General features: G+C 36.0%; 24 protein-coding genes, 1 tRNA gene, 1 pseudogene and 1 other annotated feature. Of the genes and pseudogenes, 24 read left to right on the plus strand and 2 right to left on the minus strand.

What is annotated here, in order from left to right:
- Positions 1 to 22: 22 nt before the first annotated feature.
- The 13 genes and pseudogenes from GYM71_RS03270 (at position 23) to GYM71_RS03320 (ending at position 11,804) form a co-directional block, all read left to right on the plus strand.
- Positions 23 to 211 (plus strand): hypothetical protein, encoded by a 189-nt coding sequence (locus GYM71_RS03270; protein ID WP_220220895.1) that lies wholly within the window; start codon positions 23 to 25, stop codon positions 209 to 211.
- Positions 204 to 950, plus strand: a complete 747-nt coding sequence (locus tag GYM71_RS03275; RefSeq protein WP_220220896.1) for a methylase — start codon at positions 204 to 206, stop codon at positions 948 to 950. The genes GYM71_RS03270 and GYM71_RS03275 overlap by 8 nt, the downstream gene beginning before the upstream one ends.
- The gene (locus GYM71_RS03280) at positions 943 to 1,938 is read left to right on the plus strand and encodes an Eco57I restriction-modification methylase domain-containing protein (RefSeq protein WP_220220897.1); all 996 of its coding nucleotides are present in this window, start codon (positions 943 to 945) and stop codon (positions 1,936 to 1,938) included. Before GYM71_RS03275 ends, GYM71_RS03280 begins: the two co-directional genes overlap by 8 nt.
- 3 nt (positions 1,939 to 1,941) lie before the next feature.
- A complete protein-coding gene (locus tag GYM71_RS03285; protein ID WP_220220898.1) occupies positions 1,942 to 5,298 on the plus strand; it encodes a DEAD/DEAH box helicase family protein in 3,357 nt (1,118 codons plus the stop codon).
- 91 nt (positions 5,299 to 5,389) lie between these two features.
- Positions 5,390 to 5,719: pseudogene (locus GYM71_RS10410) on the plus strand (DUF262 domain-containing protein); the annotation flags it as partial.
- A gap of 52 nt (positions 5,720 to 5,771) precedes the next feature.
- Positions 5,772 to 6,032 (plus strand): GmrSD restriction endonuclease domain-containing protein, encoded by a 261-nt coding sequence (locus GYM71_RS10415; protein WP_272876723.1) that lies wholly within the window; start codon positions 5,772 to 5,774, stop codon positions 6,030 to 6,032.
- A 200-nt stretch (positions 6,033 to 6,232) separates the two neighbouring features.
- Positions 6,233 to 6,739 carry a GmrSD restriction endonuclease domain-containing protein gene (locus GYM71_RS10360; RefSeq protein WP_244986844.1) on the plus strand — a complete coding sequence of 169 codons (507 nt, stop codon included), beginning with the start codon at positions 6,233 to 6,235 and terminating at the stop codon, positions 6,737 to 6,739.
- Positions 6,740 to 6,752: 13 nt separating this feature from the next.
- Entirely contained in the window at positions 6,753 to 6,875 is a 123-nt protein-coding gene (locus GYM71_RS10480) for a DNA-3-methyladenine glycosylase I (protein ID WP_220220899.1), read from the plus strand.
- Positions 6,876 to 7,137: 262 nt separating this feature from the next.
- The gene (locus tag GYM71_RS03300; RefSeq protein ID WP_220220900.1) at positions 7,138 to 8,103 is read left to right on the plus strand and encodes a hypothetical protein; all 966 of its coding nucleotides are present in this window, start codon (positions 7,138 to 7,140) and stop codon (positions 8,101 to 8,103) included.
- Positions 8,104 to 8,121: 18 nt separating this feature from the next.
- A complete protein-coding gene (locus tag GYM71_RS03305) occupies positions 8,122 to 8,754 on the plus strand; it encodes a hypothetical protein (RefSeq protein ID WP_220220901.1) in 633 nt (210 codons plus the stop codon).
- Positions 8,754 to 9,737 (plus strand): nucleoid-associated protein, encoded by a 984-nt coding sequence (locus GYM71_RS03310; RefSeq protein WP_220220902.1) that lies wholly within the window; start codon positions 8,754 to 8,756, stop codon positions 9,735 to 9,737. Before GYM71_RS03305 ends, GYM71_RS03310 begins: the two co-directional genes overlap by 1 nt.
- Positions 9,738 to 10,114: 377 nt before the next feature.
- A complete protein-coding gene (locus GYM71_RS03315) occupies positions 10,115 to 11,323 on the plus strand; it encodes an MFS transporter (protein WP_220220903.1) in 1,209 nt (402 codons plus the stop codon).
- Complete coding sequence (locus GYM71_RS03320; protein WP_220220904.1) at positions 11,316 to 11,804, plus strand: prolyl-tRNA synthetase associated domain-containing protein; 489 nt, start codon at positions 11,316 to 11,318, stop codon at positions 11,802 to 11,804. The genes GYM71_RS03315 and GYM71_RS03320 overlap by 8 nt, the downstream gene beginning before the upstream one ends.
- 14 nt (positions 11,805 to 11,818) lie before the next feature.
- Here GYM71_RS03320 and GYM71_RS03325 read toward each other — a convergent pair whose 3' ends face one another.
- Positions 11,819 to 12,637 (minus strand): MurR/RpiR family transcriptional regulator, encoded by an 819-nt coding sequence (locus GYM71_RS03325; RefSeq protein WP_220220905.1) that lies wholly within the window; start codon positions 12,635 to 12,637, stop codon positions 11,819 to 11,821.
- Positions 12,638 to 12,774: 137 nt separating this feature from the next.
- Here GYM71_RS03325 and GYM71_RS03330 point away from each other — a divergent pair, with 137 nt between their 5' ends.
- From GYM71_RS03330 to GYM71_RS03370, 9 genes are all read left to right on the plus strand, one after another.
- A complete protein-coding gene (locus tag GYM71_RS03330; RefSeq protein ID WP_220220906.1) occupies positions 12,775 to 13,470 on the plus strand; it encodes an N-acetylmannosamine-6-phosphate 2-epimerase in 696 nt (231 codons plus the stop codon).
- Between the two features lie 13 nt (positions 13,471 to 13,483).
- On the plus strand, positions 13,484 to 15,562 hold the full coding sequence (locus GYM71_RS03335; RefSeq protein WP_220220907.1) for a glucose PTS transporter subunit IIA: 2,079 nt from the start codon (positions 13,484 to 13,486) through the stop codon (positions 15,560 to 15,562).
- Positions 15,563 to 15,672: 110 nt separating this feature from the next.
- Positions 15,673 to 15,914 (plus strand) — a binding site (T-box leader).
- A gap of 42 nt (positions 15,915 to 15,956) precedes the next feature.
- Positions 15,957 to 17,141 (plus strand): metal-dependent hydrolase family protein, encoded by a 1,185-nt coding sequence (locus GYM71_RS03340; protein WP_220220908.1) that lies wholly within the window; start codon positions 15,957 to 15,959, stop codon positions 17,139 to 17,141.
- A gap of 97 nt (positions 17,142 to 17,238) precedes the next feature.
- Positions 17,239 to 17,610 carry a pyridoxamine 5'-phosphate oxidase family protein gene (locus tag GYM71_RS03345; RefSeq protein WP_220220909.1) on the plus strand — a complete coding sequence of 124 codons (372 nt, stop codon included), beginning with the start codon at positions 17,239 to 17,241 and terminating at the stop codon, positions 17,608 to 17,610.
- Between the two features lie 147 nt (positions 17,611 to 17,757).
- Positions 17,758 to 18,759, plus strand: coding sequence for a D-2-hydroxyacid dehydrogenase (locus GYM71_RS03350; protein ID WP_220220910.1), 1,002 nt, complete (start codon positions 17,758 to 17,760; stop codon positions 18,757 to 18,759).
- Between the two features lie 134 nt (positions 18,760 to 18,893).
- Positions 18,894 to 19,601: a GH25 family lysozyme gene (locus GYM71_RS03355; protein ID WP_220220911.1), complete on the plus strand. Its 708-nt coding sequence runs from the start codon at positions 18,894 to 18,896 to the stop codon at positions 19,599 to 19,601.
- Positions 19,598 to 20,833 (plus strand): DEAD/DEAH box helicase, encoded by a 1,236-nt coding sequence (locus tag GYM71_RS03360; RefSeq protein ID WP_419503952.1) that lies wholly within the window; start codon positions 19,598 to 19,600, stop codon positions 20,831 to 20,833. Before GYM71_RS03355 ends, GYM71_RS03360 begins: the two co-directional genes overlap by 4 nt.
- Positions 20,834 to 20,835: 2 nt before the next feature.
- On the plus strand, positions 20,836 to 22,164 hold the full coding sequence (locus GYM71_RS03365; RefSeq protein ID WP_220220913.1) for a PTS sugar transporter subunit IIC: 1,329 nt from the start codon (positions 20,836 to 20,838) through the stop codon (positions 22,162 to 22,164).
- A 53-nt stretch (positions 22,165 to 22,217) separates the two neighbouring features.
- Positions 22,218 to 22,290 (plus strand) — tRNA-Arg (locus tag GYM71_RS03370).
- A 239-nt stretch (positions 22,291 to 22,529) separates the two neighbouring features.
- Here the strand turns inward: GYM71_RS03370 and GYM71_RS03375 are convergent.
- A complete protein-coding gene (locus tag GYM71_RS03375) occupies positions 22,530 to 23,186 on the minus strand; it encodes a GntR family transcriptional regulator (RefSeq protein WP_336511432.1) in 657 nt (218 codons plus the stop codon).
- A 251-nt stretch (positions 23,187 to 23,437) separates the two neighbouring features.
- Between GYM71_RS03375 and GYM71_RS03380 the strand changes: the two genes are divergently transcribed.
- Together GYM71_RS03380 and GYM71_RS03385 are read left to right on the plus strand one after the other, a co-directional pair.
- A complete protein-coding gene (locus GYM71_RS03380) occupies positions 23,438 to 25,087 on the plus strand; it encodes a mannitol dehydrogenase family protein (protein WP_220220915.1) in 1,650 nt (549 codons plus the stop codon).
- A gap of 356 nt (positions 25,088 to 25,443) precedes the next feature.
- Complete coding sequence (locus GYM71_RS03385; RefSeq protein WP_220220916.1) at positions 25,444 to 26,466, plus strand: zinc-binding alcohol dehydrogenase family protein; 1,023 nt, start codon at positions 25,444 to 25,446, stop codon at positions 26,464 to 26,466.
- Positions 26,467 to 26,507 lie beyond the last annotated feature (41 nt).

The following is a 26,507-nucleotide window of genomic DNA, read 5'->3' on the forward strand; positions in this document are numbered from 1 at the left end:
TCGGTTTTGGAAAAATAAAAAAATGGAAGATAATTATGGAATTAGCTCTTCATCAGTTGTTAGGCTGGAAAAAGATGTTAATTTAACGACTGAAATGTTACCAGAGATTTATAAGTCTTTACCATGCGACATAGTAACTTTTTGGGATTTGTGCGAGATAAATACTTTTGAAAATAAGAGAATTGAGGTGACATTTACTCAAAATGAGTAAAGAAGAAATCCTCCTCTTTGATGAGAAGCAGTTTGAAAACCCAAATAAAAAGTTTGAACTTAGAACTGTTATGGAGGATAAATATCTAATAAAGTCTAAAGATCGTGTTCAGCACCATGGTGAGGTTTTTACGCCTAAATGGATGGTTAAAGAAATGCTGGCTGAGCCATCTATCCAAGAAAAATTACACGACATACACGCAACCTTCTTCGAACCCAGCGCTGGAGAAGGTGCATTTTTAAAAGAAATATTGCATCAGAAACTTAATTATGTTGATAGAATTTCTAACAAAACTACTTGGAAAAATAATGCTTTGTGGGCTTTAATGAGCATTTATGGAATTGAATTACTAGAAGATAACTTAATAAGAGCTAAGCAAGCGATGATAGATATTTTTATTAATCATTTTCAGGCTTTTATGCAAAGAAAGTTAAGCAAAAATACGGACCTTTACAAATCCGCAAGTTTTATTATTAATATGAATATTGTTCAGGGAAATACGCTTACCTACAAAAATTCTAAGAACAGACTAATTAAGTTCACTAAGTGGATTCCTTATGGTGACAAGGTGAAGCGATCGATCTTTACTTTTAAGTCATTATTTAACAATGGAGATATAGATGATGTAGATGCTAATGAAGGACAGCTAAGTCTTTTTGATAGTTTTAAAGACAATGATTCTACAAATAAAAGACCTATGCAAATAACTAAGGTATATGAGGAAGTAAAAAATGGATAGTAAAGAATTCAAATTTGATGTTGTAATCGGAAACCCACCATATCATGAAGAGACTAATGGTGCAGGACGCCAGGCAAAGCCACTATATAATTTATTTGTTGAACAAATTGAAGCAATGGGTACTCCAATTTCTTCGATTATTATGCCATCTCGTTGGTTTGCTGGTGGAATGGGACTAGATAAATTCCGTGATCACATGATGAATGATCTACATATTAAAAAGATAGTAGATTACCCGAATTCAAAAGAAGTTTTCTCTAATACAAGTATAGGAGGCGGAGTTTGTTACTTTGTAAGAAATATAGATTACTCCGGACCATGCGATGTCGTGAATGTTTCAAAAGGTAAAACAAATGAAATGTACAGAAGTTTAAGGGAATTTCCTGTTTTGGTCCGATATAATGAGGCAGTTTCTATTATAAGAAAAGTATTGCCTAAAAAAGGAGAAGGCGTAGCCTCAATAATGAGTTCTCTAATGCCGTTTGGATTAAACACTTGTTATCGGGGTGAGAAAAAAAGAAAAAATAAAGAGGATTTAAAATTATATGCAAGCGGTAACAGTATTACTTACATTAAACGATCGGACATTAAAAAAGGCGAAGAATTTGTTGATAAATATAAAGTTATTATCAGTAAAACAGGTTCAGAACATGCTGGTGAACCAGATAAACATGGAATGTTTAAGGTAATACCGTCAACAATGAGAGTTATTAACCCTGGTGAAGTTTGCACACATTCGTATTTTGTTGCAGGACAATTCGACTCTTCAGATGTTGCAAATAATTTGTTAAGTTACTTAAAAACTAAGTTTGTAAGATTTTTGGTTTTGCAATCAATGAGTGGGATAGGATTATCACGACAGGTTTTTACCTTTGTGCCAATACAAGATTTTAATCAAAGTTGGAATGATCAAAAATTATACAAAAAGTATTCATTGACTGAAGCAGAAATTGGGTTTGTTGAATCAATGATCAAGGAGATGGACTAGCTGATGAGTATATTAAAAATTAAATCATTTAAACAAATAATACCCATGATCTATGCTTACACCACTCCAAATGATATTTCTCATAATGGATGGACTAAGATTGGCTACACCGCTTATCAATCAGTAGAAGATAGAATTAAACAACAAAGCCATACAATTGATGCTAAGGTTCAATTATTGTGGCGAGGTAATGCCCGTTATAATGATGGAACTGATGAGACTTTCACTGATCATGACTTTCATGAGTATTTAACGCAAAAACATCATATTGAACGTAAGCTAAAGACGGAATGGTTTCATATCGATGGTCCTACTTCACATCAATATTTCTATGAATTTGCAGACCGCGATTATAGAAATGTGCAGGGGAATGGAAAGCATTTTTTATATGAACTTCGTGAGGAGCAGCAAAAAGCTGTAGACCAGACCATTGCATACTTTCTAAAAAATGGTGAGGGCAGTGAATTCTTATGGAATGCTAAACCGCGGTTTGGTAAAACGTTAACTGCTTATGATTTAATTCGTAAGATGCAAATGCAAAACATATTAGTTGTTACTAATCGTCCTAGCGTTGCTAACTCCTGGTTTGATGACTTTGACAAATTCATTGCTTGGCAGACTAATTTAAAATTTGTTAGTGAAATCGATGCATTAAAGGACAAGCCTGTTCTTTCTAGAAAAGAATTTATTGATTCTATTTCTGATGGTAAAGATTATGGACAGGTTGTCTTTGAGAGTCTTCAAGGATTAAAAGGATCAGTATACTTTGGTGGGGATTACGACAAGTTGAAGTGGATTCACGACTTGGATTGGGACCTGCTAATTATCGATGAAGCTCATGAAGGTGTGGATACTTACAAGACAGACAAAGTATTTGACAAGATTAAGCGTAAATTCACTCTTCATTTAACAGGAACGCCTTTTAAGGCCTTGGCAAAAGAAAAATTTGCTACAGATCAGGTCTATAACTGGTCATACGCTGATGAACAACAAGCCAAGGCTGATTGGAATGAAGACAGTGAGGGTAGCAGCAATCCATATGCTGTAATGCCACGCCTTAACATGTATACTTACCAGCTTTCGAAAATGATGTCAGATACCATAAAGCAAGGTATTGAATTAGGAAATGGTGATAAGGCTGATCCGGCTTTTGACCTGAATGAATTTTTTAAAACGCAAAATGGTAAATTTGTTTATGACGAAGCAGTAAATCATTTCCTAGATTTACTAACGACTGGAGAAAAGTATCCATTTTCAACTCCTGAATTGCGTGAAGAATTAGCACATACTTTTTGGTTGTTGAATCGGGTAGATAGTGCTAAAGCCTTAGCTAAAAAATTAAACGATCATGAACGCTTCCCTGTGTTTAAAGATTATCATGTGGTTTTGGCTGCAGGGGATGGTAAATTTGATGATGATCAGCTCGATGATGATCAATTAGATAAAGCAAATGAAAAGGCATTTGACAAGGTACAAAAGGCAACTAAAAAATACGATAAAACCATTACCTTGAGTGTCGGTCAATTGACTACAGGGGTTACCGTAAAGCCATGGTCGGCTGTTTTAATGCTTTCTAGCATGAAGAGCCCGGCCGAGTATATGCAAGCTGCATTTAGAGCACAAAATTCATATACTTTTAAACGGAATGGCCATCTAGTACAAAAAGAAAATGCATATGTCTTCGACTTTGATCCAACCCGTACCTTGAAAATTTTTGATGAGTTTGCAAATGATTTAATGGCGAAAACTTCTAATGGTAAGGGAACTGCTGCTGAGCATGAAACTAACATTCGTAAACTTTTGAATTTTTTCCCAGTGATTGGTGAAGACAATAACGGCAAGATGGTTGAACTCAATGCAAAACAGGTAATGTCGATTCCGCGTCAGCTTAAGTCTCAGGAAGTAGTAAAACGTGGGTTTATGAGTAATTTCTTGTTCACCAATATTTCTCGGATCTTTACTGCACCAGCAGAGGTGCGTGAAATTCTAAATGGATTGGTGTCTGCTAAAGAAGGAAAAGCACAAAAAACAGATCAGAATGCTATTGAAGGTGCTGAGGACATTTCAGTTAATGACGATGGCGAGGTTGAAATTTCAAAAGAGCGCATAATTGGTAAATCTAAGGATCTTTTTGGAGATAAGGTATACTCAGACTTAGGTACTAAATTAGTGGGGGCGGTGGCTAATACTGATAATACTGACTTTGAGTCAGCTACTAAAACCATTTCAAAACAAATTAATGGCTCATTAAATAAGGAAGTTATTAACCGTGTGGCAGAAGATTATAGCTTGACTAAGCGGGAATCGATAAAGCAGGAAAAGCAGATTGAAAAAGAAACCGAGCAAGCTCTTAGTAAAATTGCAGCTGAATTTAACAATCAAAAGGATATTGCTGAGGTTACATACAAGAAGGAACAAAAAGCTGCACGTGATCAAGCAGAACTAAATGAGGCTAAGTTCAAATACGAAACTGCAGTTCAGGATATTGTTGACAACTTTAGTAGAAAAATGCAGGATCATGTAAAACGAACCGTTGAAGAAGTTCCAACTAAGGTCATAGAACGTGTTGAAAAGAATGAAGAGGAAAAGCGGATCTGTAATGTTGAAGAGGATGCACGAGCACACTTGCGTGGCTTTTCTCGGACAATCCCTAGTTTTATCATGGCATACGGCGATAAGAACCTGACACTACAGAACTTTGATAACTATACGGAAGATGACGTATTCAAAGAAGTAACTGGCATTACTGAAGATCAATTTCGGTTTCTGCGTGATGGTGGAGATTATGTGGATGCTGAAACTAATAAAAGTAAACATTTTGATGGTCACTTATTTGATGAAGTAGTTTTTAACGATTCAATACAACAATTCTTAAAGAAGAAAAATCAGCTAAGCAATTACTTCGAAGATAATAGCAAAGAAGATATTTTCGATTACATTCCACCTCAAAAAACTAATCAGATTTTCACCCCTAAAGCTATAGTGAAGCATATGGTGGACGACTTAGAGACTAATAATCCTGGTATTTTTGATGATCCTGATAAGACCTTTGCAGATCTATATATGAAGTCTGGATTATACATTACAGAAATTGTAAGGAGACTCTTTCGTAGTAAGAAAATGAGGCAGCTTTTTCCAGATGACCACGATCGAATAAAGCATATTATGGAGAATCAAGTCTATGGCTTTGCCCCAACTCGAATCATTTACTTAATCGCAACTAACTACATTTTTGGATTTGATGAAGGATTAAAAGATTCATCAATGGAGAAGAATTTTAAACAAATCGATGCTGCTAAATATGCGCAGGAAGGTACGTTACAAGAAGTAGTACAACGTGAATTTGGGAAGGGCGATTAATGATAGTATATACTTATTTAATTTCCTAGGAAGTGGTAAGACAATTTTTGAAATTCCCGTTTGTCAGCGGAATTATTAATGGGAAAAGGATCAATATAAACAGCTATTTAATGATTTGACTGTCGTTGCACAAAATAATAGTGATCATTTTATTGGTGGAATCGTTTATGTTTCTGAGACTGGTAATAAGTTGAGCCATATTTATCGTATCATTGATGGCCAGCAGCGCCTTACGAGTTTAACGTTGTTATTAAAAGCATTATCAGATGTTGACGAACAAGATAAAGCCAAAATCGAGGAAGAATACTTAACTAATAAGTACTTGGATGATAATAGTCATTTAAAGCTAAAGCCAGTCGAACATGATTATGAAGCCTTTTATTCTGTAATGAACGAAATGACTGACTTTAATAAGCCTTAGAAGGTCCATTGATAATTATCAGCTTTTCCAAAAGTTAATCAGAGATAGTAATATTGATAGTTCTGAGCTTTATGAAGCGATGAATCACTTTAATATGGTATATATTGAGCTGAGTAATGATCCTAATGAAGAAAACCCCCAGATTATTTTTGAAATTTTGAACTCTACTGGGGTTTCATTGTCACCATATGAGTTAGTTCGAAATATTCTTTTAATGAAGCTAGATTCGCGGCAACAATCTGAACTCTATAAGAAGTATTGGGTTAAGATTGAGCTCATGTTTGCAACCAAAACTTTTGCTGAGTTCATCTAGCATTATTTAGTTGTTAAAACACATGTGTCAGTTAAAAAGAACGGCATATACAGTAGCTATAAGGACTACTTTTTTCAAAAGGACTAAGTTCTGAAAAGGCTTTATCTGATCTTTTGAAGTTTGCTAATTACTATTATCAAATACCGAATCATAAATCTAATGATTATGACTTCAATAAAATATTAGAGCATGTCAATGTAATGGACAGTAAGGTTGTATTTCCTTATCTGATGTTATTAATGGATTTAGTGAATTCTGATGAAATTAAGCAAGAAGAAGCTAATAAGTTGGCACATATTTTGGAAGGTTACTTGTTCCGATTAAAGGTATGTCAAATGCCAACACATGATTTAAATAAAATTGTTGTACGACTTTTTGATCTAACAAGGATAGATGGCAATTTAAGAATCAGATTATTTAGATTCTTGAAGGCAAACTTCCCAAGTGATCACAAACTGTTAGATATTTTGACAGAAGTGAACCTTTACTATCAGAGAAATCATTTGGCAAAGTTATCGCTAGTGATCCTTGAAGAACATCGAACCAAAGAAATAATTAATTTTGATGATGTTCAAGTCGAACATATTATGCCTCAAAGACTTAATGCAAAATGGCGACTTCAAGTTGCTAATGTTGATAAAGTCAAAGAACAGTATTGTGATACGCTTGGTAATCTGATTCTCTGTGATCCAAATGCCAATTGTTAATTCATAGACAGGTGTGGATGATGTCCAGGTCCCAGCAAGTACAGAATTATCTGATAGAATAAGAAAAGACTTGAGGAAACATCGTTTTAAATTTGTTGGCTATATCATGATTTATGCCATAATGAAATCGGTTTGAGTAACTAATGATTGTTTGCTTTCATGTGTTTTTAGTGATTAATTGATCGTTTAATTCTATATCAAATAGAATGTAATAATATTCATGTCGGGTTGATGATAAATTTAAAAATATTATTTGTATGAATCGTATTTAGATATAGAGGGCGATTAAGGGCAATGATAAAAAAATTAAATTATTATATCATTATATATTGTTATTTTACTTTTTGTATTATATAATTTAAATGTAAATCGATATATAATACTAGTAGGGGGTAAAAATGACAAAATTTGAAATGAGCATAGCTAACTTTAACTTAACATACGGTAAAGAGGAAAGACCAATGTTAGAACAATTTACAGATCTTGTTTATCCTGCATTTTGTTCTGACATAATTAGAACCTATGAAAATTCAAATTACTTTTTTATGAATACTGAATTGATTGATACAGTAAATGGTTTGGCTTTAAAGGGAATTTTAGTAAATAATACAGAAGTTGATATTAATTCGAAATATAATAGTAAAACTCGTAAACTAAGTAGCGCAAATGAAGTCTATTCATCAGCTCCATATTCTTTATTCTATATCTTTCTAAAAAATCATAGAATGATATATGTTAAAAATCAAAAAGTAAGTCCTTTGTTAGGAACATTCAATCAAACTGCTAAGTATGTACTACACCAGTTTAGAAAAAATGAAAATGAAAAAAGAAAAAAGATGAGACAGGAACTGCTTCCAGACTTTAATTTGAATGTTATGGGAATACCAAGTAGCAATGACTTGATGACAGAATTGAATAAAGTTGAAAAAATAAGCAAACTAAATCTGAGATTTTATCCATTAAACGGAGAAGACATTTATGAAACCAGTGAAGTTACACAAAGACTATTACAATCAATGTATGAAAGTAGAAAATTCTCTGGATCTAAAACAGGAAATGCTTCGTTTAATTCCCCCAAAGATAAAGAAAATGTTGCAAAAATGGTGTCAGAAGTAGGGGGTACTGCTGATGCAACTATAGAAGCAAAAAGCAGAGATGGTAGCTCAATAAAAATAAAAACTAATAATGTTTCTCAAAAACTAAGGTTAGTTACTGAAGACGAATCGAATCAGATAACTGAACATGAAAGTGAGGTCTTAAAAAAGGCAACATCAATTCCAGAGATAACCAGAGTCTCTGATAGAAACTCAGAGATTTATAAAAAATTAAAAAACAGTCTAAAGGCTTTACTTAAACATGACTAGCAATGATAAGAGTGAAAAATGAACGAAAAAAATAAGTATTTAGATGAACTCAAAGAACTAAATTCTATACGTGATTCTACTACTTTAGTTAAAAAGAGTTTTCTTTATTTGCTTCCTAAGAAAGGAAAGAATTTTAAAAAACAGTGTATAAAATTAGTTATTATAACTGTTTTTTCAATTTTTATAGTTTACTTTATTTCTCAATCAGGATACCAAATTACTAAGTTAAAAAATGTTATTTCACTTATTAATAACATTGATTTAGTACTTTTAGGTATTATATTTACAGGTTTTTCGGTATTTCAGGTTTTAATGAATCATGATGTTACAAAGATGCTAATATCATATGATAATAGTAAAAGTAGATCTTTCGTAGAGCTTAATAAATCATATTATTATTTAATGACAGATTATGGATTAAATATTTTTATAAATTATGTTTTATTATTGATACTGAATGTAATTCCTAAGTCTTGGATTAATTTTGCTGTACTCCATGCAGTTTGCTGTTTAAGCGTATTCCTGGTTTTTTATTTAGTAACATCGTGTTTGATAATATATGAGCTCAAATATTTTTTATTTAATTTATACTCTGTATATGTGTTAAGATCATCAGTAGACTTTTGTAAAAATGATGAAGAGGACAGCTAATGAAATTGCAAAATGCATTAATTCATATTTTGGATAAGGAATCAGGCAACTTGATTTTATCACAATCACAATTAAGCCTTGATAATAAAATTATTACTAATTATATATTAAAATTAATAAAAAAATTTGAACGTAGTGAATATATAGAAGATTTTGTTACGTCATCACCTATACTTCTTCAGTACAATAAAACTGACTTTGAGAATTTCTCTAGTAAAATAGCTAATATTTTTTTTAAATCTATTAAAGATAGAGAAATGATACCAGGAGGAGATTTGCTTTTTTTTAGGGCAAAAGATAACGATGATAATAGTTTATTTGGTTTCTTTAAATTAGATTATAGCAGTGAATATCTACATAATATTATCTATAATAGCAATATACTTAAAAATGATATTATTTTGAATAGGACTGTTTTACCTTCTGTAAGAAAAAAAATTAATGAAGGAGTTATGGTATATAACAATCATAAAATTGCAATAAGAAGCAAAACATATACTGATAATCAGGGAAGTTGGAACTTTTTAAAAGATGTTTTGAAAATGAAAAAAAAACCAAAAAAAATATCTGAAACTCTTAACGAAATAAAAGATATAGTTTATGAAACTTCGACTGATTTTGGAGAAAATGAGTTAAATGTTGATATAAATTTGAAGAATGCAATACATGAGAGCATGCAGATGGAAAATACCGTTGATAATGGATTTATAGCCGATCAAGTGTTTATGGACAATGAAACGGCAAAGGCTGAATTTAAATCAAAATTAAATTTGAATGGAATTGAAGAAGTTATAAAAGTTCCTAATTCTCATGTGTTTGATAAAAAGTATAGTAAACAGAAAATAGTATTAGACAATGGGATAACAATTACGATTCCAACAGAACTAATAAAAAATAAAGATATCGTAGAATTTAAAACCAATATTGATGGAACCACTTCAGTTATACTGAAAAACACATCTTGGATAAAGAATAAATTTTGATTATAGTAATAAAGTAAATGGTTATGAATCTGAACCTGAATATGTATATGATAGCATCTTAAAGTCTGTAAACGATCGTTGCTCCAAGGTTAAGAAACCGGCGCTGCTCTTAGTAAATTTGCGATCCTGAGTTTTAACTTTGAAAGATTGTTTGATGACTACAACTATACTCAAAGAGCTTGAAAAGTACTGTTCAGAAGAGAACAATACTATCAAAAATAATTCAAGCGATAGGAAAAATTGAATTGGTATGTTGGATAACTTGAATTTACAGTGAGTCTTAATCCTGTTATTCTAACTTTAGTATTAAATTAAGGTATCATTTATAGAAGTGCTATCCGTTAATAGCTTCAACATCATACTACCGGACTTAAAAAATGACCAATACAATTAAATATTACCTTTATACAGCCTTTAAAAATACACGCTTTTCCCGCATAATCAGCGTGTTATTTGTTGTTCAAATTTTAAAACTAAATTTAGTGCAATTTTCACTGTTAGAATCAATTTATATGTTTGCCCAGTTTTTCTCAGAAATTCCTAGTGGTATTTTGGGCGACATGTTTCAAAATAAGAAAGTGGTGCTTGCAGGTCTATTGGTCTCAGTGCTAACGCCACTAATAACAATTTCTGCGCTTTTTCTACCAAAGGACCTGGTTTTCCCAGTTTTGGTACTTTCTTTTGGGCTGGAAGGAATAGCCAATGCTTTAACCAGTGGTGCTGATGATGCTTTATTTTATGAGGGGATCCGCAACGATGGTGCAGAAAACAGTTACGGCAAAATCCGCGGGAATATGCAATTGATTAGCTCAATTATTCTCGGGTTAGCCACGGCCGTTGGTGGGTATTTATTTACCCTTAATGTCAAAATGCCGTACCTCTTTCAGTCATTGTTTTTACTCGGAGCAATTTCCATCATCGCTGTCACAAAAGAACAGAAAAAGATTGCGACATCTGAAAATGAAGCAAAAGAATCATATTCGAGCATGTTAAAAAGTATTTTGTCAGTTTTCAAAGATATGGTTCATTCGCCAAACATTCTTTTTTTGTTTATTTTTATGATTATCATCACAGCCGTTGTCAATGCGATTTTTATGCTGCTACCCAATTATCTTTCCCAGTTGGGTTTCGATGCATCCGCAAACGGCAGCGTCTTTATGTTGTTTAGCTTTGCGGGTGGGCTAGTAGCCACACAGGCATATCGTTTAATTAAATTAAAGTTTTCAACGCTAACAATTTTAATCGCCAGTATATTATTAGTTTCAACTGGGCTGCAATTGCAGAGCAACAAGTATTTCTTTTTGCTAGGTGCCGGCTTACTTTATATTACGTTAGATATTTTAGATCCGGTGGTCATGCAAATGCTAAACTTGTGGGTTGGCGATCAGTCTCGTGCAACTTTTATTTCTGGCTTGTCCTTTGCCACCAGTTTAGTCACGATGATCATCAATCCAATTATTGGGGCAATTGTGCAAAGTTACGGGACAATTATTATGCTAACTTCAACTACGGTTATTACAGTTGTGCTGATTGGCATTGCATATGTCTTAATTTTACGAACCAAGGGGGATTCCAGTCATGAATAAAATAGAAACTTTACGTTACCTTGATCAGCATCAGATTAATTATGAAAAAATTGATCATCCAGCTGTTTTCAATATGGCCGATTTAGCTAATTTACATTTGCCTCATCCCGAAGCCGATGCGAAAAACTTATTTATTCGCGACGACCAAAAAAAGCATTACTATTTACTGACGGTTAAGGGCAATAAAAAAGTTAACCTGCAGCAATTTCGCCAAAAATTTGGCACGCGGCGGTTAACTTTTGCTTCACCAGAAGATTTAAAAAAGTTTTTACAAGTCACGCCTGGCTCTGTCACGCCCTTATCGTTACTAAATAATGCAATTGTAGAGATTCCACTATACTTGGATGCTTATTTTTTGAAGCAGCCTCTTATTGGCATGCATCCCAATGACAACACAGCAACTATCTGGCTTAATAGTGGTGACTTGATTAACTTGATTAAAGCACATGGCAATCCTGTCCATTTAGTTGATTTTGCTTAAACCGACTAAATTAGTTAGATTTCTTTTTTCAGGATTTCAACTAAAACCTTTTCTTTTAGTTCCTGGCTATCGACTTTAGTCGTGATTTCATATCCGCGAGCAAGAACATCACATAAATATAACTGCGACACTTGGCCAGCAACAGTGCCAACGCTACTAAATTCACTCACAGCGGTTTGGAGCTGAACGTCTCCAAGTTCCGCAATTGGGGAGTTAAGATCATTCGAAATAGTAATGATTTTAGCTCCATTTTTTTTGGCAAATTTTAGGGAATCGTAAGTATCTTTTGTATGGCCTGAAAGGGATAAGCCAACAACAACATCTTTTGGGCCGAGTAGTGAACTGATCTGAACCTGAATATGCGGATCACTTTCTGCGTGGGCAATTAATCCGATTCTTAGCCAGGTCTTGGCAAAATCGTTGGCGGATTCGCCCGAATGCCCGACACCAAACAAATAAACCTGTTTAGCTTGAGCTAACAAATTAGTCGCTTTATGCAGATTGGCGCTAGTCAGCAGGCTTTCGGTTTTTTTAATTGAATCGATTAGCATCTTGGCACTATCAGTATAAAATTCGCTGGGAGTCGAAGTTAACTCAGTGGTTTTGGTTAAAGACTCTTGGGCCAGAAAAATTTTTAGCTTGGCAAAACCAGTAAAACCCAATTTCTTACAGAGACGAATAATTGTTGCATCACTGGTATTAGTGGCTTTTCCTAAAGATTTAATCGAGTCATAAATTACGTGTTCAGAATGGGTGGCAATGTAATTGGCCAGTTTGATTTCCGATTTAGTTAAGTTGTCTTTATTTTGGTTAAATAGCTGAATGAAGTTCATTTTTTAAACTCTTTCTTGATTATGTCTAAATTATAACAGTTTTTTTCTGGCAATCGATTGCAATTACCGGTTAAAGATAATATGATTGTTTTTGGAGGAAAACTTCAAAATTTATAACTTTTGAAGTAATAATACGAATGAAGAAAAACAAATTTGCTAAACAGGTTCACGGAGGACTGATTATTTCATGTCAGGCACTACCAGGGGAGCCGCTATATACCAAAAAGGGAGGAGTGATGCCTTTAATGGCACGAGCTGCTGAACAAGCAGGTGCAGTTGGAATTCGTGCCAATAGTATTCGTGATATTAAGGAAATCAAGGCCGCAGTTAATTTGCCGATAATCGGGATTATTAAACAAGACTATCCGCCTGAGAAGCCATATATCACGCCAACAATGAAAGAAGTAGATAAGTTAGTTGAAACAGGGGTTGAGGTTGTTGCGTTTGATTGCACTTTAAGAGCGCGACATGATGGAAAAACAATCAACGAATTTATTACTGAAGTGAAAAGGAAATATCCGGAACAATTATTAATGGCAGATATTTCTAATTTTGACGAAGCAAAAAATGCATATGAGTGTGGGATGGATTTTGTCGGCACAACACTTGCCGGTTATACCGAAGAAAGTGTCAACGTACCGGGACCGGATTATGAGTTGATTAAGAAAATTGTTGCGGCGAAGATACCGCTAATTGCAGAAGGAAAAATTCATACTCCGGCCGAACTGAAAAAAGTGATAGAGCTTGACCCGGTAGGAATCGTAGTTGGAGGTGCGATTACTAGACCGCTTCAGATTGCTAAAACATTTACTGAGGTGTTCAAGCAGAAATAAGAAGGAGAGAAAAATGACTAAAAAGAATAGATTGGCGGCAACCGGCCAGTGGTTTTCGCAATTAGGACAAGCTTTTATGCTCCCAATTGCGATCTTACCAGTTGCTGGGTTGCTTTTAGGACTAGGGGGTGCATTAACAAATGATGCTGCAATAGCGGCTTTCCCGGTATTAAACCAAGTTTGGCTACAGGATATCTTAAAAATTATGAATTTTGCTGGGAACGCTGTTTTCAGCAATCTCGCATTAATTTTTTCAATTGGATTAGCAGTTGGCTTGGCAAAAGGTGACAAAGGAACGGCTGGCTTAGCTGGTGGTGTTGCTTATTTGGTTTATACCGCTACAATATCAGGCTTATTACAGATCTTTAATTCCAAAAATACGATTGATACTGGTGTTTTGGGAGCAATCGTTATTGGCTCTGTCGTTGCTTATCTGCATAATCATTATCGCAAAATTCAGTTGCCGCAATTTTTGGGCTTCTTCGGTGGTTCAAGGTTTGTTCCTATCATATCTTCAATTGCTGCTATTTTTATTGGAGCGATCTTTTACTTGATTTGGCCGCCCATTCAGGGTTGGTTGACTGCGGCTGGTCATGCGATTGCACAAATGGGCAGTTTTGGTAGTTTTCTATATGGCTTCTTGTTAAGATTAACCGGTGCAGTTGGCTTGCACCACACAATTTATCCAATGTTTTGGTATACCGCTTTAGGTGGAACAGCGAAAGTGGCCGGAAAAACAGTTGTTGGAGCACAAAATATCTTTTTTGCCCAATTAGCTGATCCCAATTTTCATGGTCTGTTTACCTACGGTACACGCTTTTTTGCTGGGCGCTTTGCCACGATGATGTTCGGCTTGCCTGGTGCAGCTTTAGCAATGTACTTTTGTCTGCCGAAAGCTAATCGTAAACAAGATGGCGGGCTCTATCTTTCAGGTGGTTTAACCTCATTTTTAACCGGAATTACTGAACCGCTCGAATACTCTTTCTTGTTTGTCGCACCCTGGTTGTATGTGATTCATTCATTCCTAGATGGCTGTTCTTTTTATTTTGCCGACATTATGAATATTAGAATTGGTAATTCTTTTTCGGGCGGCTTAATTGATTACTTGCTCTTTGGCGTTTTGCAAGGAAAAGATAAAACTAATTGGCCAAATGTCTTACTCATAGGAATTATTTGGTTCTGTTTGTACTTTGTTGTGTTTACTTTTTGTATTAAAAAGTTTCACGTCAATATTCCGGGAATGCAGGAAACAAAAGCTACTGTTGATAAGGAAAATTCATCTACTACATTAACACAAGATAATTTAACTACAGAAGCTGGTCAAATTATAACCGCTTTGGGTGGCAGGCAAAATATTAAAACTATTTCTGCTTGTGCTACGAGATTAAGAATTGCCTTAAATGATAATTCAAAGATTGATGAAGAAGTCTTCAAGACGCTTGGCTCACCCGGCATTTTGCGCGTTGCGGGTGGCGTGCAGGCAATTTTTGGAGCTAAAGCGGATTTATATAGTCAGGAAATTAATGACTTGTTGTCGCAACCTGCTTCAGCGTCTTCAGCCGTTTCGGCAGCTAAGGATATTAAGCCAGTTAAGCCGGTCAATAATTCAGGGGAAGATGGCTATTCTAAATGTTACTTTACGGCTCCGGTAAACGGCACTTTTATTCCGTTAGAACAAGTTGATGATGAAGTGTTTTCTAAGAAAATGATGGGCGAAGGGTACGCAATCGAACCTACAAGTACAACTATTTATAGCCCTATCAAGGGGCAAATTATTTCTATTTTTGCTACCAAACACGCTCTTGGAATCAAAACGGCGGCCGGACTTGAAGTTTTGCTCCACTTAGGAATTGATACGGTTGACCTTAACGGTAAGCCATTTACCATTAAGGTCCATGAAGGTGATCAAGTAACAACTTCGACCGAACTAGCACAAATGGATTTAGCGCAAATAAAGGATGCAGGTAAAAAAGCAACAGTAATCGTTGCCGTCACGAATTCGGCTGAACACTTAACTAAGGGAAGGTCTTTAGTCAAAGAACAAGCAGAAGTAGCTGCTCAGTCCAAAGTCTATGAGGTATTGCTAAAGTAAAAGCTGCCGCCATTATTCTAGCTAAAAAATATTAACCTAGATTGCAATTGTTTCCACTTTTTTATATTGACAAGCCGCATATAAGATGCTAAATTAAAAACTAATTAAATAATTTCATCTTGAAAAGCAGAGTAATTATCATGGTAACCAATAAAGAGAGCTGGCAGTTGGTGAAAGCTAGCGGGTAACAGATAATGAACATGGGCTTCTATTTGATGACTGCTGGTGATAGTTAGCCAGCAGCGGAATTGCATCCGTTATTATTGCAAGCTATTGTTAGATAGCTAGTGAGATTTATTACGTGAGTAATAAATAAAGTTAAAGGTGGTAACGCGAAGCACTCGTCCTTATTGAAGGAACGGGTGCTTTTTAATTTGTTTTTGGAGGTATTTAAATGACCAAAACTGTCTTTACTAACGTAAATTTGTTTGATGGAGTAACTGACCATATTCGTCCTAACACTTATTTGGTGGTTGATGATGAAACTGGCAAAATTGTTGAAGTTGGAACAAACACTGAACCTGAAGCTGATAAAACGGTTGACTTACAAAATAAGTATGTCATGCCGGGACTGATCAATTGTCATACTCATATCATTATGGATCCCTTGACCGCAGATGGCGGGACTGAAACCGGTGAAGTAGCAGCAGTTATTCGCGCATTAAGCAATTTGCATGATTTGTTAAAATCTGGTGTTACCTATATTCGTGAATGTGGCAGCACGTTTGATATTGACATTGAATTGAGCAAGCTCATTAAAGAGGGCAAAATAACGAGGGTGCCAGAAATTATGCCATCAGGTCGCCCATATTCAATGACTGGCGGACATGGTGATCAACCTAATTTTGGTCACTTGGTTGATTCGCCAGATGAAATGCGCAAGGCTGTCCGCCAGGGCTTAAAGAAGGGTGCCAAGGCAATTAAAGTTATGGCAACTGGTGGTGTAATGACAGAAAACGACTTTATGGATGATCCGCAACTAAGTGAAGAAGAAATCCACGTTGCAGTTGAAGAAGCCCACCATAAGGGATTAATCGTTGCAGCCCATGCTGAGGGCAATCCCGGAATTTTAAACGCAATTAAGGCTGGCGTTGACAGTATTGAGCATGGTTTTTATGTAAATGATGAAGAAATCAAGTTAATGCTTGAAAAAGGGACCTACTTAACGCCAACTATAGTTGGTGCCTGGGCATTTATTGAGTATGCACCTGGTAAAATTCCTGAATGGGAAATGGCTAAAATTGCGGCGGCTTGGAAGGATCTGCGCGGTAATATTACTCATGCCAAAAATGCTGGTGTGCCAATTACCTTAGGAACCGATGCCGGAACGCCATTTAATGATTTTAAGATGACGCCTGAAGAACTGCCATTATTGGTAGAACAAGGTTTTACCAATTTGGAAGCTTTACAAACGAGCTTGAATTCGGCTAAATTGATGAAAATTGACGATGAGTACGGCACGCTTGAAGAAGGAAAATTTGCTGACTTCTTAGTTTTAGATGAAAATCCGCTAGAAAAGATTAGCGCAGTTGTCCAAAAAGACAAGGCTGTCTACAAAAAAGGTAGTCGTGCATATTAAATTTAAGCAAAACTATTGCTTTTACGAACAAGTGTTTTATAATAAAAAGAAGCTACTTACATAAGTAACTTCTTTTTGTTGTTTAGGAGGAGAAAAAATGGAACAAAAGTTTTTAGACGTGATGAATGATGAAGGTCCTGTAACAATCGTTACTGTCAATGCTAATCCAGCTGGTGTTGTTAACACCTGGATGTCATACGTCAAAATTGATGAAGACGATAATTGCCTCTATATCCCGGCTGCTGGGATGCACAGTATTGAAGAAGATTTTGCCGATGACAATACCGTTTTATTGACAATGGGCTCGAAAAAAGTTGAGGGAACAGCTGGTCCTGGTGCTGGTTTTCATGTTTCAGGAACTGGCGAATTTTTGAGTGAAGGTTCTGAATTTACCGCAATGAAGGAACGTTTTCCATGGATTCGTAAGATCTTAAAGGTTAATGTTGACCAAATAACTCAAAAAATCTAGTTTGAGCCGGTTGCAAGTCATGTTGCGGTAAGCAGAGTTTTAATTAAAGTTAAATTATGCTTTTTATTTAAATAAATCTTTAATTTGTTACTAATTTTAGATAAAATGGTAACTATATTAATTTATCCAAAAAAGGAGGATTTATGAATGAAAGCATTACTTTACAATATGACGCCGGAACAAAAGGTTTATGTCGATGAATGGAATAAAGAACATCCTGATGATGATCTTGAAACAACCAATGATGAACTAGAAGCCGGGACAGTTGAACAAGCCAAAGGTTTTGATGTTGTTAGTGTCTTACAGATTTTTGACATTAATGATGAAGAAGTTTACCAAAAGTTGGCTTCCTATGGCATTAATCACATTGCTTTGAGGTCAGTTGGCTTTAATATTATTAACTTTGATTACGCTCACAAATATCATATTCTGATTACAAATACGCCTGCATATTCGCCAAGAGCTGTGGCAGAGAACACTTTGACATCTGCAATGTACTTATTGCGCAAGTGGGGTCCAATTCTAAAAAATGAAAAGGAAGATTTGAATTTTATTCGTGAAGCAAGTTTAATGAGCGATGAAATCTACAATCAAACAGTTGGTATTATTGGAGTTGGCCGAATTGGTACTGCTGTGGCTGAAATGTTTCATGCTCTTGGTGCCCGGGTAATTGGCTACGACTTAATTGAAAATCCAGCAAACGAAGCATTCCTTAAATACACTGATTTCGATACTGTGATTAAAGAAGCTGATATTTTAACCCTGCATACGCCACTTGAACCTGAAATTGAAAATATGATTAGTGCTAAGCAATTCAAGGAAATGAAGAATACTGCCTATTTGATTAACGCTGCGCGGGGCCCACTAGTTAATACGCACGATTTAATTGCCGCATTACAAAATCAGGAAATTGCTGGTGCTTCACTTGATGTCATGACGGGTGAGGAAGAAATTGTGATGAAAAAGTTTACCTCTATTTCCGAATTACCTGAAGATTACCGCGAATTGGTAAAAATGCCTAATGTCGTTTTCACACCTCATTCAGCATACTACACCAAGACTTCGGTTAAGAATATGATTAAGCAAAGCATGACCGATGCTAAGCGCGTTTTAAACGGGCAAAAACCAGTTTATCCCGTTGAAGACTAAGTAACTAACTGTTAAGAAAATGACTAGCCACAAAAGGCTGGTCATTTTTTTGCTGATTTGCTAGTTGTTGGATATATCAATTGCTTGCGGAATATTGTTATAATGGATTAGCAGATAAAGAGCTGGAGGTAAAGATGAAAAGGTTTCATCATAAATACACGTTACCAGCAATTATATTGCTGCTAATGGTTGCAATTGGCTTACTGATTACTGGCACGTTAAATATTCGCAATCAAACAACTTTGCCTGCGAATTCTAATTCAAGTGCAATTGGTGTAGAGCTAAATCAAAATTTTGGTTACATTGACTTACATGAGTTGCAATCAAATGGGATCTCTTTCGTCTACTTGAGAAGTACCCAGGGTCGCTCCTATTTTGATGATGATTATTTATCTTACCGTGACCAAGTTTTGGGAACAAAATTAGCTTTCGGAACTAGTATTTTTTATAGTAATGAATCCACTCCGACGGAACATTACCAATATTTTATGAAAAAGGTAGGCATGAATACAGGGAGTCTGCCAATTTTGATTGAACCTGCAGTTAATGACCGCAGCATTCGTTATATAAAGCAAATGGCTCAGTTTACCCGCATGTTAACCGCACAAGGGAAAAGAGTAATGGTTGAGGTCGAAATAAAGTATAAAAAGTATTTTCCCCAGAATGTTCTTTTTATTACCTCAGGTAAAAAAGCCCCTAATAAATTGCAGTATTCATTTTGGCGCTATACCAATAACGGTCGCGTTAAAGGGGTCAAGGGACTTGAAGATGGCATAACCATGTTAGCTTATAATGGCTCAGTATCACAATATAAACAGAAATATGGACAGTTGACACAATAATGAAAACAGAAATTAAATCTACATTGACAAAATTAGGCCTAACAGAGCCTACATTAATTCAGACGCGAACCAGTCAGTTAATACTTGACGGCACTAGTCTGATCGCGCTTGCTAAAACTGGTACGGGAAAAACATTGGCGTATTCGTTACCAGCTTTAGAGCGAATCGAGCAGAAAAAACCAAATAGCTTGGTAATCATTGCTCCAACCACAGAACTGGCCGTGCAGATTCGCCATGCGATCAATCCCTTTATTCATGCACTAGGTTTAACTGGCATCACCTTAGTTGGTGCGGGAAACCGTAAAAGGCAAGAAGATAATTTAAAGAAAAAACATCCAGAAGTGGTTGTTGCTACGCCCGGAAGATTTTTTGATTTTTATTCAAGCAACCGAATTAAAACTGAACAAATCCAAACGCTAGTCATTGATGAAGCTGATGATATTTTAGAATTTAGCAAAATGGAGCTCCTTAGCTCTTTAGGGCAGAATATGCCAGCTACTTCGCAAATTTTATTATTTGGTGCCACTGAATCAGAAATCACGCAAAATGCTGCTAAGCTGTTTGACCGGGAGTTTGTCCTCGTTGATGTACGCTCTGAGCAAACAACTACGGTGCAAAATTATTTTTTACAAATTGACAATGCTCATAAAATCGACTTTGTTCAGCGCTTAATGCGCCTGGAACATTTCAAGGGAATTTTGTTCTTTGATTCGAACCAGACACTGATGCGTTTTGCGGGAATTCTTGCTCACACCAAAACTAAATTTGGTTTATTAGCAAATGAATTTGGCAAACAAAAAAGGGAACAGGCACTGCTCGATTTTAGAGCTGGTCGAAGTAAGCTCTTGCTTGCAACTGATCTAGCTGCGCGTGGTTTGGATATACCTGGCGTTACTTACGTTATTAACTACGATATTCCTAGCGAAACCAACACTTATTTACACCGGGCAGGCAGAACCGGAAGAATGGGTGCTAGAGGTTTTGTTGTTACCTTGGGTGATGACCATGATCAGCGTGATTTAAGAAAATTGTTAGAAGAAACGGTGCAAATTACGCGAGTTTACTTTGCAGGCAATAAGTTAGTGACAAGGCAACCTGAAAAAAAGCCCGTTATTGCTAAAAGTGGGGGCAATAAGGCTGGTCAAAGTGAACTGGCTAAAAAGAAAAAACATAAGAAACGGCGCAACAAAAATAAGGGTTATCACCCGCATTATTTAAAGAAGAAGGAGTAAAAATGAGTCGATTAGTTGCTTGGTTAGAGGACTATCTTTTGCCTTTGGCAAATAAATTGGGTCAGACTACCTGGCTGGTTGCCTTGCGCGACGCCTTTGTTTCGGTAATGCCGATCACTATTGCCGGCTCAATTGCGGTTCTAGTTAAAAGCTTAATCGAAGCTGCCAAAATCAACTTGGGATGGAAAACATTTGCTTGGATAATGCAGCCATTAATGCTAGTTAGTGATGTGGTTTGGCGTGGGACTTTTGCTTTATTTGCCTTATTTTTGTCAATGTCATTAGGCTATCATTTAGCCAAAAGCATGGAGGTAGATCCAATTGCGGGTGCGATTGTTTCGCTGTCATCGTTAGCGATGAGTATTGCCAACCTAACTAAATATCACATAGGTGGAAAAATGGTTTTACTCCATCATTCCTTTGATATTTCCCAGTTCTCGACGACCGGAATTTTTACCGCCATTTTATTTGGAACAATTGGTGTTTCAATTTTTGCACTTTGTGTAAAAGCTCGTTTTAAACTTAATCTAACGACAACCTTGCCCTATGCAGAACAGATGGCACTGGATTCACTAATTCCAGCAATCATTGCTATTTTTTGTGTGGGAATGATTAATTTTGCTTTTCAAACTATTACCGGGACCTTTTTTGGCAATTGGCTGCTGCATTCCATTCAAACGCCGCTAGTAAAACTAGGCCAGGGCTTTGGCATGGTACTTTTGGTGACTTTATTAGTGCAGGTTTTTGCCTTTTTCGGCATTAATGGCTTAGGAGTGTGGGCGCCACTACTTGATTCTATTTGGCTGACAGCACAAAATGTTAACGTAACCGCGGTGCGTAACGGTAAACCAGCTTCTTTTATTTGGGTTCGCGGTTCCTTTGATTCTTTTGCTTGGTTTGGTGGCGCTGGCGGCACCTTAATGTTAATTGTGGCAATTTTGCTTTTTTCAAAAAGAAGTGATTACCGCACTATTGCTAAAGTGGCCCTTGCTCCGGGTGTTTTTAACATTAATGAGCCGATTGTCTTGGGCTTACCAGTTGTTTTGAACCCAGTTTATTTCATCCCGTTTGTTTTAGCACCGGTTGTCAACGTTGCGTTTTCATATTGGGTAACTTTAATGGGACTAGTTAACCCGGTTCAAGCGGCTGTGCCTGGAATCGTGCCCCCGATTATCGGACCATTTTTGGCCTGTAATTATGATTGGCGTGCCATCGTTTTGTGTATTGTTAACATGCTTATTGCTCTGGCAATTTGGACGCCTTTTGTTTTCGCGGCTGATAAAATTGCCGACACTAACAATCCAGAACCATATTTTACACGGCAATATTAATTACTAAAAAAATTGGCTTTTATCAATTAAATTTGGTAAAGTTAATTTACTACGACCCTGTAGTTCATCTGGATAGAACAATGGTCTCCTAAACCGTAGAGGTGAGTTCGAATCTCACCGGGGTCATTACTTACAAAAGATAAGCGATAAACTGAATTTATTAAAAATTCAGTTTTTTTGTACTAAATTTTCTCATCATGCAAAGCAATTGATCAATTTTTTAATCTATGCTGCTTAAAAACTGCTGAATTTAATTGATCTACCTCAAAATGCAAAAATGCTCCCACTAATTGAGTCTGAAATCTCAATTGTGTGGGGGCATTTTTTATTTAATAAAAAGCTATTACTTAAAGCATTTTCTAAAGTTAGATGTTGGTATTTGTAAAGTAATCGGGAAACTCAGCAATTACGGCCTTTTCCTCTTCTAGTGCACGTTCTAAATGCCGTTTAGTGAATTGAGCAACTTGCTTAACATCGTTTTTTAAAACGGCTTTTAAAATATTTTCGTGATCGGTGATTAATTCGTTTAAGGAAAGCTGGTTAACAATCAGGCTTAAAAAGCGATACCGATCAAATTGAACGTTGATCGTTTTAATCCAACTCCAAACTTCCTCGTGGTTAGTTAGTTGGTAAAAAAAGTGATGAAATTCATTGTCTAAGTCTAGAAATAAATTTAGATCTTCAATAGTCATTGCCTTATCTTGATTTTGTAGATTTATTTCAAGTGAAATTCTTTCAGAATCTGACATGGTGATCTCTGCTGCTTGTTTCATAATTTCCTGTTCAATGCTAGTTCTGACAAACCTTGCATCCCGTACAGCTTTTAGATCAATTTTAGAAATATATGTCCCAGATTGGGGAATAATATCGATTAACTGTTCTTGTCTTAGCCGCAATAGAGCTTCTCTAATAGGAGTTCGACCAATTTTTAAATCAGCTGCAATTATTTTTTCCGATATCCGACTTCCAGGTTTATAAATCGTCTTAATAATTTTTTGAGAAATCAGGTCATAAGCCTTGATCCGTTAAATTGCTTTGTCGTTTAAGCATCTATGCGTTGTCACATACCTTTCATCAATGAGTTCTACTTCAAATGGGTTTATTTAATTTATTAGTATAGCACTAATAGCGGGGTTCTTGGTAAATGTCTCTGAGTCAGAAAAGCTAATTTTACGCCAAAAAAGCGCTTGCTTTTATAAAAATAAGCGCTTACAATGAAAACTAACTAATATTTTAAAATATTAATATATCAGTTTTAAGGAAGGAATTAGCTATGTTCAAATTATCTGATAATTATCTGGCAAAAGATAATTTATTTGGTAAATCTGGTGTCAGAGTCCCGCAATATGATCAGGCCTCTATGAAAATGAATACCAGCAAGCACCCAATTTGGGTTCATTTCGGTGGTGGCAACTTATTTAGAGCTTTTCATGCTGTGATTGCTCAAGAATTACTTAATGAAAATGAATTGAAAAGCGGCATTATCGTCGCTGAAACTTATGATCCTGAAGTCATTTCAAAGATTTATCAAAAATGTGGCGGTCGCCATTTGAGCGTTGTGATGAAATCTGATAACACGCTTGAAAAGGAGCTGATTGCCAGTATTGCACAGGCGATTTACTGCAACAAGACTAGCCAAGAAGGCTGGCAGCAAATGGCGCAGATTTTTGAAAATCCTTCACTGCAGCTAGTCACTTTTTCTTTTACGGAGAAGGGCTACAAGTTAGATGATGGCAACGGCAATTTAACTAGTAATGCAAAAGCGGATATGCAAAACGATCCCGAAGAAGCAGTGACAAACATGGGAATAATTGCCAGACTGCTTTATCGCCGGTATTTAGCAGGGCAATATCCAATTGCACTAGTGTCCACGGATAATTTTTCCCAAAATGGTTTGGAATTACAGCAGGAGATTATGAAAATTGCTAATGGCTGGCGAGAAAATAAGCAGGTTGATCAGGGCTTCATTACTTATTTAGAGAATGAAAGGTTAGTGTCATTTCCGTGGACAATGATTGACCGCATTACTCCTAATCCATCGCTGTCCGTTGGTTGCCGATTAAAAGCAGAAGGATTTGAGGATAGTGCGTTAGTTCATACCAAAAAGGGTACTAATATTGCAACTTTTACCAATACAGAAGAAACCCATTATCTAGTAATTGAAGACAACTTTCCCAATGGTCGGCCTTGCCTTGAGAAAGCGGGAGTGATTATGACTGACCAGCAAACAGTAAATGATGCGGACCAAATGAAGGTAACTGCTTGTTTAAACCCGTTGCATACCTCTTTAGCAATCATAGGGTGTCTATTAGGGTATGACACAATTGCAACGGAAATGCAGGATGAAGATTTGAAGCGTTTCATTGTCAATTTAGGCTACGGAGAAGACTTGCCTGTCGTGCGTGATCCTCAAATTATTAATCCTCGCAAATTTATTAGTGAATTAATCACTAAGCGGCTGCCGAACAAAAATATTCCTGATACACCGCAAAGAATTGCTAGTGATACTTCACAAAAAATCGCGATTAGATTTGGTGTAACTATTCAGCATTATGTTACCAATCCGAATTTAGATGTTAAGCAATTACGTTTTATTCCATTTATATTAGCAGCTTGGTGTAGGTATCTAATGGCGATTGATGACGAAAGCAAACAGTTTACTCCTAGCCCGGATCCATTATATCAGCAGTTGCATTCGCAGGTTGCTGCAATCAAATTAGGTGATTCTAATCAAGATAAAGTGCACCAGGCATTGGCACCAATTTTAACGAACCAAGAAATTTTTGGTAACAACTTAATTGAAATTGGCTTGGGAGAAATCATTGAGCGAGATTTTTTACAACTAATTAGGGAAAAAGGAGCAGTTAGACAGGAATTACACCATTTAGTCACACAGCATAGTTATGCGTTGCGGGACCACTAAAAGGAGGCGATCAAGGAAAAAACTACTTGCTAAAATGCTTTCTTAATGCAGTTGTTCCAATTTGGCGAAAAGAGCACGACATTATATGACTATTTGTTTGCTTAATCTAATGCTTTTACCTATGTGAGTATCATTATTAGCTAAAATTGCTGTGAATACGCGTAAAACTTCACCTTACTATTTTTACTTATTATAGACAGTGATTCTAATGAAAATGGCCATTAGAGTGTTTTAGCAATGAACTAAAAATTAGTTAAAAATCGTAGAGCTGTTTTTAAGCTCAAGGCAAATTGTTTTTACCAGAGTCAAGAAAACAGCTGGGAAATTGTTAAAAATACTTTTTTAAGGAGGATATTATGTTAGCAGTTCGTGTATATGGTAAAGAAGATATGAGAGTCGTTGATGTGCCTAAACCAACAATTGATAACCCAACAGATATTATTGTTAAGGTCAAAGCCGTCGGCATCTGTGGGAGTGATAAAGCAATTTACAATGGTTCAAATCCATTCGTTGAACTTCCACGGGTAATGGGACATGAATTTGTTGGTGAAATCGCCGAAACGGGTAAAGAAGTTACTGAATTTACAATTGGTGATCATGTGGTAGTGGAGCCAATTAGTTATGACGGTAAATGCTATGCTTGCAGACAGCATATGCCTAACGCTTGCGCCAATTTAAAAGTATTGGGTGTGCACCAAGACGGTGGTATGCAGGAATATATTAAAGTGCCAGCAAAGCAACTTCATCACATTAATAAGAGTGTTCCTTGGACAACAGCGGTTCTTTCAGAACCATATACGATTGCAGGTAATGCAACAACTAGAGGTGAAGTTGGCTTAAGTAAAACAGTTGTGATTCAGGGCGCAGGTACTATTGGACAATTATCTTTAAAAGTTGCAAAAGCCAAGGGTGCCAATGTTTTGATTTCGGATGTTGCCCAAGAAAAATTAGCTTTTGCAAAAGAAAATGGTGCTGATGAGATTGTTAACGTTAAAAATGAAGATTTAGTTGAAAAAGTTAAGCAATGGACTAATGGGGCAATGGCAAATGTTGTTATTGATGCGGTTGGAGCACCTTCAACTTTCAAGTCATGTTTAGAGATAGCCGGTGTGGCAGGACGAGTTGTGCCAATGGGGTTCTCAACTGCACCGGTAACAATTACCCAACAGCCAATTATGCAGAAGCAATTGACTATCTGTGGTTCGCGGCACCAAACTTTTCAGTTTGAACCAATAATTCATGCCATTGAAGACAACAAATTGGGCGATGATGGCATGGTAAACCAGAAGTTTAATATTAAAGATGCTCAAAAAGCAATGGATTTAATGAATAATGATCCAGACAAAGCGAGAAAGATTGTTCTTTTATTCGATAACTAGGCTAATTAATTGTAGTAATGGTAAATTTATTGGCACATTCA

It is taken from the genome of Lactobacillus panisapium, from assembly GCF_019469265.1.
In the GTDB taxonomy this organism is placed as follows: Bacteria; Bacillota; Bacilli; order Lactobacillales; family Lactobacillaceae; genus Lactobacillus; species Lactobacillus panisapium.